We start from the raw sequence: 12,480 nt of genomic DNA, 5'->3' as shown, positions 1-12,480 counted from the left end.
CGCCTCGCCGGTTCTCGTCGTGGCCGCCCGACGCGCCCCGGCGTGTCGATCGCTCCCCCATCAGCTCATCGCCTCACCGTCGTCGTTCGTCACGCACGAGGTCCCCAGGACGGCCCCCACCTCCGGACGCGCTCCCCTGGCCCAGGCGTCGGCAGGCATCCAGCTGCGCCCGGCGGGCGCGACCTGCCCCAGACGGACGGCACAGCCCCCGGTTCCCACGAGGACCTCGCGCTTGGTGGCGCGCAGCTGGCCGGGCAACAGATCGGTGACCTCCGGGACCGGGGTGACCGGCCCCAGACGGAACCGGGACCCCAGGTAAGTGGTGTGGGCACCCGGCGCCGGAGTGACGCCCCGGATCCGACGGTCAATGGCAAGCGCCGAATCCTCCCAGCGGATCAGACCGTCGGCCGAGGAGAGCACGGGGGCCAGCGTGGCCAGCGCGTCCTCCTGCGGCTCCGGACGCACGCTGCCGTCCTCAACCCGGCGCAGCACATCGAGGACCAGGGGCGCCCCGGCCTGCGCCAGCCGCTCGAGCAGATCCCCGCTGGTGTCCCGACCGCTGATGGCCTCCGTGAGTCGGCCATAGACGGGACCGGTGTCGAGCCCCTCCTCGAGGCGGAACACGCAGGCCCCGGTGACCTCCTCACCGGCGATGACCGCCCGCTGGACCGGGGCGGCTCCGCGCCACGCGGGCAGCAGAGAGAAGTGCAGATTCAGCCAACCGTGCTCAGGGACGTCCAGCAGATCGGCCGGCACCAGGCGACCGTAGGCGACCACGACGGCGACGTCAGCCTTCAGAGCGCCGATCCACGCGTGCACGTCGTCGGCCTGCTCCCCCTTGAGGGTGGCCGGAGTGCGTACATCGAGCCCCGCATCGCGAGCCACGGCCGCCACCGGCGAGGGGTGCAGCGTCCGGCCGCGCCCTTTGCGAGCGTCAGCACGGGTGAGGACCCCGACGACGTCGTGCTCACTGGCGATGAGGGCCTCCAGGGTGGGCAGGGCCGCCTCGGGGGTTCCGGCGAAAAGCACACGCATGCGGCTGAGTCTAAGGGGCGACGTCACCCAGTGCGGGGTTCAATGCCGGTCCGGCGTGGGGAGCAGGCCCAGCGCGACGAGCTCGGAGCGCAGCCGTCCCACACCGGTGAAGTGGTGGGTGCGCATTCCCAGGCGACCAGCCGCCTCGATGTTGACCGCCGAGTCGTCGATGAACAGGGTGCGGGAGGCCTGGAGACGGTAACGACTCAGAAGAAGGTCGAAGATGGCGGCATCCGGTTTGGCCAGGTGCTCGCGCCCGGAGACCACGATGCCCACGAAGCGTTCGAGCTGGGGGACCAGGAGCCTGGCCCGCTCGAAGGGCGCGGCGTCGAAGTTGGTCAGCCCGTACAGCGCCACGCCACTCCCAAGGAGGTCGTCGAGCAGAGCGGCCATGCCGGGAACGGGACCCGTCAGCGATTCGGCGAAGCGCTGACGGTACAAGGAGAGGATCTCCGCCCAGTCGGGGCGGCCGGGGTGGGCCCGGGTGTAGTCGGCGAGCACCTGTTCGAAGGGCTCTCCCCGGTCGAGTCGTTCGTTCCAGGTCAGGAACCCTCCGTCGACCACGAACTCCTCCCACTCGTCGGCTGAGACGTATCCGGCGACGGCAGCCATGGGCTCCCACGCGTACAGGACGTTGCCGTAGTCGAGGACGACGGCACTGACGGCGTCTACGGGGCTGGAGGTCGTGGCGAAGGGGGACGGTGCGTTCACGTCCGCCATCCTCCCACTCCGGCGCCTCGGGACTCGGATGGATCCATCCGGGACGGATCGCCCTTGACGTTTGTGAGTCACCTACTGACGCGGGTCCGCTGCATCGGCGGTCCAGGGGCGCTCCACAGCAGCGCCCGAAGCGGCAAAGCGCCTGGTGGGAGCAACATCACCCTTCGACCTAGAACGCCCGATCAACATGTTTGAAACTTCTTTCTACCAGGGGGTTTCCAACTCTCAAGAACCCTGGTACGCTCGTACCATTCCGGTACGGGCGTACCACTTCTGCAGTCAGAGCGCGTGATGCGCGTCATGATCCACATCGGCGACACAGTGCTGTGTCAGAGAGGGAGTCATGGAATTTTCCGTAGATTCCGAAATCGGAAAGCTTCGCCAGGTCATCCTGCACCGCCCCGGCAACGAGATGCTCCGACTCACTCCGCAGAACAAGGACCACCTCCTGTTCGATGACGTGCTGTGGCTCGAGCGGGCCCAGGAGGAGCACGACCAGTTCGCACGAGTGTTGACCGACCGCGACATCGAGGTGCTCTACCTCAGCGACCTGCTGGCCCAGACCCTGGAGGTGCCCGAAGCCAGGCAGTACGTCCTGGACCGAGTCGTCAACGAGAACACCAACGGCCCCAGCGCCGCCGATCCGCTGCGCGCCCTGGCTCAGGGGCTGTCCGGGGCCGAGCTGGCCGAGGTGCTCGTTGCCGGGATCACGAAGGCCGAGCTGCTCGAGCGCACCTCCTGCCCGGACTCGCTCGTGCTGGCCTCCATGGACGACGACGACCTGCTTCTGCCGCCGTTGCCCAACCACCTCTTCACTCGCGATACGTCTTGCTGGATCTACAACGGGGTGTCCATCAACTCGATGATGATGCCGGCCCGCCAGCGCGAGACCATCAACTACGAGGCGATCTACCGCTGGCACCCTCTCTTCGCCGGCTCCGACTTCCCCGTGTGGTCCGAGGGCACACAGGCAGGCCCCGCCACCGTGGAGGGTGGAGACGTCCAGATCATCGGCAACGGCGCCGTTCTGGTCGGAGTCTCCGAGCGCACCACCTCGCAGGGCATCGAAAGGCTCGCCAGCCGACTGTTCGCCGGAGGCAAGGTGAACCAGATCGTCGCCGTCGAGATGAACCGGACGCGCGCCCAGATGCACCTGGACACGGTAATGACCATGGTCGACGTCGGCACATTCACCATCTACGGCGGCCTGGGGAAGCTGCCGACGCTCACGCTGCGCCCGGACGGCGACAAGCAGATCAGCGTCACACGCAACGCCCCCGAGGACATGTACCACGTCATCGCCCGGGCCCTGGGTGTCGACGAGCTCAACGTCCTCATCACGCCCCAGGACTCGATGGCCGCCGCCCGTGAGCAGTGGGACGACGGATCCAACTCCCTGGCCATCACCCCCGGTGTCATCGTTACCTATGAACGTAACGTCAACACGAACGAGTACCTTACTTCCCATGGCATCGAGGTCCTGACCATTCCCGGTTCGGAGGTCGGTCGCGGTCGCGGTGGTCCACACTGCATGAGCTGCCCAACCCTGCGGGACCCGCTTGCCTGAGTCGGCCCTGGCCGACACACAAGAAGAACTATCAGTACATCACCACACTGGACGAAGGAATCCTCATGTCCCACCCCCTGCACAACCGCAGTTTCCTCAAAGAGCTCGACTTCACGGCTGAGGAGTGGAGCTCCCTGCTCGAGCTGGCCGCCCAGCTCAAGGCGGACAAGAAGGCCGGCCGCGAGGTGAAGCGGCTGACCGGTAAGAACATCGCTCTCATTTTTGAGAAGACCTCGACGCGCACCCGCTGCTCCTTCGAGGTGGCCGCCTACGACCAGGGCGCACAGGTCACCTACCTCGACCCCTCCGGTTCCCAGATGGGCCACAAGGAGTCCGTGGCGGACACCGCTCGGGTGCTGGGCCGCTTCTATGACGGCATCGAGTTCCGCGGCAAGAAGCAGGAGCACGTCGAGGCTCTGGCTGAGCTCTCCGGCGTCCCGGTGTGGAATGGACTGACGGACGAGTGGCACCCCACCCAGATGCTGGCCGACCAGCTGACCATGCTGGAGCACGCAGACAAGCCGATCGAGCAGATCTCCTTCGCCTACCTCGGCGACGCCCGCAACAACGTTGCCAACTCACTGCTCATCTCAGCGGCCCTCATGGGGATGGACGTGCGGATGGTGGCACCCAAGGAGCTGCAGACATCTCCCGAGGTGGTGGCTCAGGCTGAGAAGCTGGCCAAGGACAGCGGCGCCCGCATCCTCATTACCGACGACACCGCCCAGGGCGTCAAGGGCGTCGACTTCCTCTACACCGACGTGTGGGTCTCCATGGGTGAGCCCAAGGAGGTCTGGGACCAGCGCATCGCCCTGCTCGCGCCCTACCAGGTCAACGCCCAGCTGGTGGAGGCCACCGGCAACCCGGACGTGAAGTTCCTCCACTGCCTGCCGGCCTTCCACGACCGCAACACCACGGTCGGTGAGGACATTTTCGCCAAGACCGGGATGGAGGGCCTGGAGGTGACCGACGACGTCTTCGAGACCGAGCGCAACGTCGCCTTCGACCAGGCCGAGAACCGTATGCACACCATCAAGGCCGTGATGGTCGCGACCCTGGGAAAGTGGGACTGACCTGTGAGAATCGTCGTCGCCCTCGGAGGAAACGCTTTGCTGCGTCGGGGGGAAAAGCCCGACGCCAGTACCCAGATCCGCAATGTCGAGATTGCGGCCCATGAGCTGGCCAAGTTGGCGGAGAAGCACGAGCTGGTCCTGACTCACGGGAACGGCCCCCAGGTGGGGGTGCTGGCCCTGCAGTCCGCCAACGACGAGCGTCTCTCCGAGCCCTACCCCTTCGACACCCTCGGTGCCCAGACGCAGGGCATGATCGGCTACTGGCTGCTGCAGGCCATGCAGAACGCCCTGCCCGGTCGCCACGTGGCCGCCATGGTCAACCAGACCCTGGTGATGGCCGGTGACCCGGCCTTCTCCAACCCCACCAAGTTCGTCGGTGAGGTGTACACCAAGGAGGAGGCCGAGAAGCTGGCTGAGGAGCGGGGCTGGGTGGTCAAGCCCGACGGCGAGCACTACCGCCGCGTCGTCGGCTCCCCCATGCCGCAGCGCGTCATCGAGACCCGTCTAGTGCGCACACTGCTGGATGCCGGCGCGATCGTCGTCTGCTCCGGGGGCGGCGGTGTGCCCGTCGTCCGCAGCGAGGAGGGCAAGCTCAAGGGTATTGAAGCCGTCATCGACAAGGACCTCACGGCGTCGGTCATGGCCGAGGCCCTGGAGGCCGATGCGCTTCTTATCCTCACGGACGTTGATGGAGTGTTTCAGGATTTCGGGACCGAGAACCAGAAACAGGTTCCGAGGGCGACGCCGGCAGAGCTGCGGTCCATGGGACTTCCCAGTGGGTCCATGGGACCAAAGGTTGAGGCGGTGTGCCGATTTGTTGAGTTGACTGGCGACATGGCGGCAATCGGACGTCTTGAGGACGCCGTTTCCATCATTGAGGGCCATGCAGGGACTATCGTGACTCCCGGGGGAAACTACGGGGGGCCGGACGATATCCACCCCCCAATTCCCGAGCAGCTCGACACGCGCATCCGCAGGGCCTGACCGGCGCAACGGCATCGGTCTTTCAAGGAGGTGGTGAACACCCTGAACCCACAATGACCGTGCCACGGTTCAGCAATCATTCTTATACTCAGATACTCCTACGACTACATTTGCAGTTCGTTCAGAGTAGAATGATTATGTTGAGCCATAGACACATCACTTGTCTTCATTCACTCATCACACATCGAGCACAAAGGAGTGACTTACTCATGACGAAGATCGTCAACTCTTGGAACGACTTCGACCCTCTCAAGCGTGTCATCGTCGGACGCGCCGACTTCTCGGTTATTCCTCCCGAAGAGCCCGCCACCTCTGAGAAGGTGCCGATCGACTCCGAGATGCGCGGCATGTGGGGCCCCCGTCCCACCGCCACCGTTGAGGCCGCCAACGAGCAGCTCGACAACTACGTCAAGATCCTCGAGGGTCTGGGCGTCCAGGTGGACCGCCCCACGCCGCTGCAGTGGAACCAGGCCATCCAGACGCCTGACTTCCGCACGGAGTCGGGCTTCACCCAGATGCCCCCGCGGGACATCCTGCTCACCATCGGTGACGAGATCATGGCGTCGGCCAACTCGTTCCGCTGCCGCTACTTCGAGTACCTCGCTTACTGGCCCCTCATGAACCAGTACTTCGAGGAGGACCCGGAGTTCAAGTGGACCCAGGCCCCTCGTCCGCGGCTGACGGACAAGTCCTACAAGCACAACTACTACGACGAGCGGATCTCCCTGGAGGAGCGCCTTGAGCGCACCGCCGCCAAGGACTTCGTGACCACTGAGGTCGAGCCGATGTGGGACGCGGCCGACGTCATGCGCGTGGGTAAGGACCTGTTCATCCAGCACGGTCTGACTACCAACCGCAAGGCCATGGAGTGGTTCAAGCGCTACTACCCGGACCTGCGGGTGCACGCAGTGAACTTCCCCGGCGACCCCTATCCGATCCACATCGACGCCACCTTCGTGCCGCTGCGGCCCGGGCTCATCATCAACAACCCGCACCGCCGCCTGCCCGAGGAGCAGCGTAAGATCTTCGAGGCCAACGACTGGCAGATCGTCGACGCGGCTCCCCCGGCCCACGAGGTTCCGCCGCCGCTGTGCTACTCCTCCGTCTGGCTGTCCATGAACTGCCTGGTCATCGACCACAAGACCGTGTGTGTCGAGGCCAGTGAGGTCCACCAGATGGAGCAGATGGACAAGCTCGGCATGAACGTCATCCCGGTTCCCTTCCGTGACGCCTACGCCTTCGGCGGTGGTCTGCACTGCGCAACGGCCGATGTCTACCGTGAGGGTGGCTGCGAGGACTACTTCCCCAACCAGGTCGCTGACCCGACTCTGGTCTGATCTCAAGGGTGCGGGGCGGCGGCTCATGGGACCGGGCTGCCGCCCCGCACCTTACCCGGCTCTGCTCTTCGCAGCGCGGTCAGCGGACGCTCCATAGGACTGGGAAGGCCCACCTGACCGCGTGAGACCTGGCAAGGATGCCGGTCCGTCGCGCACGCCGGGGGAGAACTCAGGAGACACAACTGCCATGTCACAGACATCGTCCGCTGAATCCTCTGTCACAGAGTACGTCATGAACAAGAAGCTGGGCGCCATCGCCATGCTTCTCTCCGCCACCGGGATGGGGCTTGTCGGCACCATCAGTCGTGGTACGACCGCCGGCCTCGCTCACGCCGACAAGTCCGTCATCGGTTCGTTCCTGGCCTTCGGCCGCATGAGCGTCGGACTACTCGGGTTCATTGTTATCCTCATCTTCACAGGGAAGGCCGGGCTGTTCAAGAGCACCCGCCTGAGCACCACTGTGATCCTGGGAGGGGTCAGCATCGGCCTGTCCCTGGGGTGCTACATCTCCTCGACATTGATGACGACCATTTCCAACGCCGTCTTCCTCATCTACACGGGACCCTTGTTCTGCGCACTGCTCGCACGCATTTTCCGCAAAGAAAAGATCAGCGTGCTCTCCGGCATCTTCCTGTCGCTCGTGTTCATAGGAATGCTGCTGACCATTGGAATCATCGACTACAAGAATGGGAGTCTGACTTTCGGACTGGATCTGTCTGCCACAACGCCCGAGTTCCCTCAGAAGAGCCTAGGAGATCTTTTAGGTCTGTTGTCCGGCATCTTCTACGGTCTGGCACTGTTCTTCTACGGGTACCGCAAGGATGTCGATTCAATCGTCCGCGGTGTGTGGAACTTCTTCTGGGCCGCCTGCGCGACGCTGGTCATGTCCATCGTCTTGCGTCCTTGGCACGGCGTTTCCACCTTCACCGCCACCAACTGGATGTGGGCAGTGGCCCTCTTCCTCGTCTGCGGCCTCTTCGCGCTGGGATTCCTGGTCGTTGCAGGGCGCAACCTGCCCGCCGTTGAGTACTCGACGATCTCCTACTGGGAGTGTCCGGTCGCCATTCTGTGCGGCCTGCTCGTCTGGGGAGAGAAGCTCACGCCCATAGGGATGATCGGTGGACTGCTCATTGTCGGTGGTGGGTTGGCCCCGATCATCGTGGATGCCATCGCCCGGAAATCACGCGCCTCCACGTCCTGATCCTCCTGTGATCCTGTCTGCCTGCGCCAACTCCCAGCGGGCAGACAGGATCACATGTAGAGTCATCAACGTCTCACCTTGGGATGACCATTACGTCATCGTCGACATCCACCGAGCCGGAGTCATAGGCTATGAACACCTCCCACTCAGGAAGCACGAAAGACCATCATCTGGACTCAGAACGAAGTCTCGCACTGAGGCGTGCAGCGAAGGCGAGCTTCATCGGAAACTTCATTGAGTGGTTCGACTACGCCTCTTACGGATACCTGGTCACCGTTATTGGTCACGCCTTCTTCCCAGAGGCGGACAAATCAGTCCAGCTGCTCTCAACATACGCAGTATTCGCGATGTCCTTCATTCTGCGCCCGATCGGAGCCGTCGTATGGGGGGCATGGGGAGACCGTTGGGGGCGCCGTTGGGCACTGTCCTGGTCGATTCTTATCATGTCCGGATCGACATTCTTCATCGGTCTCCTTCCCACTTATGCGGCTATCGGCATGGCAAGTGCTATCGGCCTCCTTGTCCTGCGAATGATTCAGGGATTCTCCGCCTCCGGTGAGTACGCGGGCGCCGGAACCTTCCTTGCCGAGTACGCACCTCCGGCTCGACGCGGTATCTACACGTCACTGGTTCCGGCTTCTACTGCCTGTGGCCTCCTTGCCGGTTCTCTCATGGTGACGGGTATGTTCTCGGTCCTCAGTGACGATGCCATGAACACCTGGGGGTGGCGAGTTCCCTTCCTCCTGGCGGGGCCACTGGGTCTCATCGGCCGCTACATCCGGGTGCACCTGGAGGACTCCCCGGCGTACCAGGAGATGCGCGCGGAGATGCCGCAGGAGCAGAAGGCCACCAGCTGGTCCGAGCCTCTGCGGCTGCTGCTGCGAGACCACCTGCATGAGACCCTCATCACCTTTGGAGTCTCCTGCCTCAACGCCGTTGCCTTCTACATGCTTCTCACCTACATGCCGACGTATGTTCACGAAGAGCTCGGGTTCTCCCAGGACACCTCCACTCTGGCTACCTCGGTGATGCTGGTCGTCTACATTGCGGCGATCTTCCTCATGGGACACCTGTCGGACTCATTCGGGCGTCGTCGGATGCTCATCGCCGCCTGCGTCGCGTTCATCGTGCTCACAATTCCGCTGTTCGTTGTGATGACGAAGGCTGCGGGCATGCTTGCAGCGGTCATCCTGTGTCAGATCGTGTTCGCTATAGCGTTGACGGCCAACGATGGAACTCTGGCCACCTTCCTGGCTGAGTCCTTCCCAACCAACGTGCGCTACTCGGGCTTTGCCCTATCCTTCAACGGGGCCAATGCGCTTCTTGGCGGAACAACGCCGTTCATTGTCACATGGCTCATCAAGGTCACTGGTTCCCCCCTGGCGCCTGCGGTCTACCTCACGGTGATCGCGCTGATCGCCATGGTGGCAATCTTCCGTTCTCGTGCGATTCATGGGTCGGAGCTGACTGAGGAGCAGGCTCACTCCGAACTCTGACCCACTCACTGATAGCATGTGGCGACAAGTTGAATATAGCCTGCTTGCTCACGAGGTCATTATCACCGTCTTGTTACGGACTTCAACGCGTCGTCGTCGTAAGATAATGGGTATGGCTCGTACTGATGCAGATGACGCCGGAGAGGCAGCGAGTAGTGATACTTCCGTTCCCGCAGGCTCTCGCACGGAATCGCGAGTGACCCCGCGAGGTGAGGACCGTCGTCAGACCATCATCGAAGCCGCGGCGGCCATCATCCGTGAGTCTGGACCGTCCGCGATCAGCCACCGCAGTGTCGCCAAGCGAGCCGGGTGCTCCTTGTCCGCGACAACCTACTACTTCGACGGCTTGGAGGATCTCCTCCACCAGGCGGGGCTGGTCAACATCGGACTGTGGGCGTCTCGGGCGGAGCACGTCGCCGACCGGGTGGAGGCCTTCAAGGGCGTTCCGGACGTCCCCCAACGGGTGCGGTTCATCCTCCAAGCGACTCTTCCCGCCCATGGCGCCTACTTCGGGCACTATCTTCAGCTCATCTCAGCCAGCCAGGCATCACCGGTGAAGCACGCCTATCGTCAGGGGCGGCAACGTCTCAATGCCGCACTGCGCCGCGTGCTGCGCCAGCTCGACAGCCCGCTCGAACCGGAGATGGTCATCGCTGTCGTGGATGGTGCTGCGGTCACCGCGCTCAGTGAGGGGTGGAACGTCAAGTCCACCGCCGCAGGGCTACTGACGGATCTCATCTCCTTGGCCCATGGCATGCCGCCCTTCCAGGCGCCTGGTGGCACAGTGAGCGCTGCGTCGCCTCATGGCTCCCCTGCCACACCGGCCGTCGCAGCGGTGACGGGTAGCACCGCCGACTAGTGCACCGTCCGAGCGGGTCTGCCTCCCGCCTCGATGTTGATGGCCCCTCACCACAAACGGGTGGGATCGAGCTCAACACGAACCGGCTCCTCGCGGTGGGCTGATCGGTCGCGCAGTCGTACCCCGAGCATGGTGGCAAGCGCCTTGCCACGTGACAGCGGAGCGCGCACCAGGGCCCTGGCCGCGCCGGGGAGCACCTGGCCGTGAACGGGCGGTGGAGCCACCGGGCCGAGCACCTCAAAGCCATCGGCCTCGGCCTGAGCCAGAAGGGACTCCACGGCGCGCACCGGCCCGTCCAAGCGGGCCACTCGCCATGCGGGCGGTAGGTGCAGGTCGGCCCGCTCCAGAAGGTCTCTGCGGGCGAATCCCGCCTGGTCCCATCGCACGAGAGCCTGTGCCGCCACCGGATCCGGGCCTCCCAGAAGGACAACGCGGGCCGACGGCGCCGCCAGCACCACGGCATTGGACCACTGGCGCAATGCCTCGCCGGCAGCACCAAGATCGGGACGGGAGGACAGTGCGGCGCCGTCGAGGAGTAGGACAGCCCGGAATCCGCCCTCGGCCACCGGCTCCGCCCCGGGCGTGGCCACCACGAGACGTGGCGCGTCGTCTACCTCGTCGATGACGCCGTGGGCCTCCCTGGCTCCTGAGACCACCACGGGGACGCCGGGAAAGGCCCGCCCCAGCTCCTCACCCGTACGCGTGGAACCAACCGTCGCCATCCTCAGTCCATGGCCGCCGCACTCGGGGCAGTTCCACCGCCCCACCGTACGAGCGCACCAACGGCAGGAGGTGCGCCCCCGTTGGTCCATCGCCAGCGGGCCGCCACAGACAGCGCACTGAGCGGCTTCGCGGCACCGGGCGCAGGCCACCAACGGCGCGTAGCCGGCGCGCGGCACCTGGATGAGAACCGGTCCGTCCTGCAGGGCTCGCCGCAGTGCTTGATGGGCGAGCGACGGGAGCCGGGCCGCACCGGACGCACCCTCCCGGTCCAGCTCTGCCGGGCCAGGAACCTCCACACGAGGGACAACACCGCGCACAATGTGCCGTGGCGCCGCCAGACTCTGGCACCATCCCTGCTCGACGAGCGACTGCGCTTCCACGGAACGGCTGAATCCACCGATGAGCAGGCCGGTTCCATCCAACGTCGAGCGCAGGGCCAGGACTGTGCGCGTATGACTGTAGGGGGCGTGAGGCTCTTCCAACCGGTTGTCCCCGTCGTCCCAGACGACCGCCAGCCCAAGCCGGTGCACCGGGGCGAAGGCCGCCGCCCTGGTGCCGACGACCACCCGGGCTCGCCCCAGCAGGAGAGCCAGGAACGCCCGATAACGGCGCGCAGGACCGTGCTCGGCCGAGAGCACCACCACCGGTTCCCCCTCCAGGTCGCGCCTGAGCCGGGCTGCCAGGGTCTCAGCGTGATGGGTCGTTGCCACCACGACGACGGCGCCGCGAGAGCTCGCCAAGGTGGCCTGGACGGCTCGGGCCAGACACAGCTGCCACGGCGACACCACCGGGACGCGCCTGCCGTCGTCGTCCGACGAACGTGCTTCGGGCGGCGGCAGCTGGGCCGGCAGGGCGGACCAGACCGCGCGTGGAGCCTCACCGTGAGCCAGCCGTCTCAGGAACTCCTCACCACCGTCGTAAGGCTGCCAGCTGAGCTCACTTGAGGACGGCGGCTCCCAGGTGGGAAGTGCGAGGGGAGCCTTGTCCCTCTCAGCCTTCTCCGTGGTGGCGTGCCTGGCCGGAACCGCAAGACGGATGACGTCGGAGCGTGTTCCGCAGCTGCGGGAGGCAACGGCCTCGATGAGGCGACGCGAGCCCTCCGGCAGGACCGGGAGGTCGGAGACCACTCGCCGCAGAGCCGAGAGCCGGCCGATATGGGTGGTCGTGGACCCTCGCTCCCAGATCCATCCGCGCATCTCCTGCTCACCGAAGCGAACCATGACCCGGGTGCCAGGCAGGGCCTGCTGCGCCATCGCCGCAGGAACCAGGTAGTCGAAGGTGCGGTCGAGGTGCGGCACCGGGGAGTCCAGGAGAACCCTGGCCACGGGGTCACGGACCCCGGCCACCGTCACTGTGCGCTGACCGGGCTCCGGCAGCTCCAGCAGCTCACCCTGCCTGCTGACGCCGTAGCCACGTGCGGGGCCATCCGACTCGCCGGAGGCAGAAGCGGCGTCGTCGTAGCCGGTTGCCATACAACCCCTCGGA

The 12,480-nt window shown here is 65.1% G+C and carries 10 protein-coding genes; 7 read left to right on the top strand and 3 right to left on the bottom strand.

Annotated elements, in window-relative coordinates; genetic code table 11:
* Positions 1–60 precede the first annotated feature (60 nt).
* Together fmt and AB7V09_RS02605 are read right to left on the bottom strand one after the other, a co-directional pair.
* Positions 61–1,035 carry a methionyl-tRNA formyltransferase gene (gene fmt / locus AB7V09_RS02610; protein ID WP_419142836.1) on the bottom strand — a complete coding sequence of 325 codons (975 nt, stop codon included), beginning with the start codon at positions 1,033–1,035 and terminating at the stop codon, positions 61–63.
* A gap of 39 nt (positions 1,036–1,074) precedes the next feature.
* Entirely contained in the window at positions 1,075–1,755 is a 681-nt protein-coding gene (locus AB7V09_RS02605; RefSeq protein WP_043537655.1) for an HAD family hydrolase, read from the bottom strand.
* Positions 1,756–2,098: 343 nt separating this feature from the next.
* Here AB7V09_RS02605 and AB7V09_RS02600 point away from each other — a divergent pair, with 343 nt between their 5' ends.
* The 7 genes from AB7V09_RS02600 (at position 2,099) to AB7V09_RS02570 (ending at position 10,272) form a co-directional block, all read left to right on the top strand.
* Complete coding sequence (locus AB7V09_RS02600) at positions 2,099–3,322, top strand: arginine deiminase (RefSeq protein ID WP_419142835.1); 1,224 nt, start codon at positions 2,099–2,101, stop codon at positions 3,320–3,322.
* Between the two features lie 65 nt (positions 3,323–3,387).
* Positions 3,388–4,395 carry an ornithine carbamoyltransferase gene (gene argF / locus AB7V09_RS02595; RefSeq protein ID WP_009405680.1) on the top strand — a complete coding sequence of 336 codons (1,008 nt, stop codon included), beginning with the start codon at positions 3,388–3,390 and terminating at the stop codon, positions 4,393–4,395.
* A gap of 3 nt (positions 4,396–4,398) precedes the next feature.
* Entirely contained in the window at positions 4,399–5,379 is a 981-nt protein-coding gene (arcC, locus tag AB7V09_RS02590) for a carbamate kinase (RefSeq protein WP_279012396.1), read from the top strand.
* A gap of 209 nt (positions 5,380–5,588) precedes the next feature.
* Positions 5,589–6,716, top strand: coding sequence for a serine/threonine protein kinase (locus AB7V09_RS02585; RefSeq protein ID WP_004564867.1), 1,128 nt, complete (start codon positions 5,589–5,591; stop codon positions 6,714–6,716).
* 187 nt (positions 6,717–6,903) lie between these two features.
* Entirely contained in the window at positions 6,904–7,917 is a 1,014-nt protein-coding gene (locus AB7V09_RS02580; RefSeq protein WP_314157322.1) for a DMT family transporter, read from the top strand.
* Positions 7,918–8,048: 131 nt separating this feature from the next.
* Entirely contained in the window at positions 8,049–9,413 is a 1,365-nt protein-coding gene (locus AB7V09_RS02575) for an MFS transporter (RefSeq protein WP_279012394.1), read from the top strand.
* Between the two features lie 196 nt (positions 9,414–9,609).
* A complete protein-coding gene (locus AB7V09_RS02570; RefSeq protein ID WP_201443644.1) occupies positions 9,610–10,272 on the top strand; it encodes a TetR/AcrR family transcriptional regulator in 663 nt (220 codons plus the stop codon).
* Positions 10,273–10,319: 47 nt separating this feature from the next.
* Here the strand turns inward: AB7V09_RS02570 and AB7V09_RS02565 are convergent, their stop codons facing one another.
* Complete coding sequence (locus AB7V09_RS02565) at positions 10,320–12,467, bottom strand: primosomal protein N' (protein WP_419142834.1); 2,148 nt, start codon at positions 12,465–12,467, stop codon at positions 10,320–10,322.
* Positions 12,468–12,480 lie beyond the last annotated feature (13 nt).

Source organism: Actinomyces sp. SKVG-SVH-4(1) (assembly GCF_048514265.1).
Classification (GTDB): domain Bacteria; phylum Actinomycetota; class Actinomycetes; order Actinomycetales; family Actinomycetaceae; genus Actinomyces; species Actinomyces oris.
Note: the sequence above shows the minus strand (reverse complement) of the source record. Positions and strands in the feature narration are given on the sequence as shown.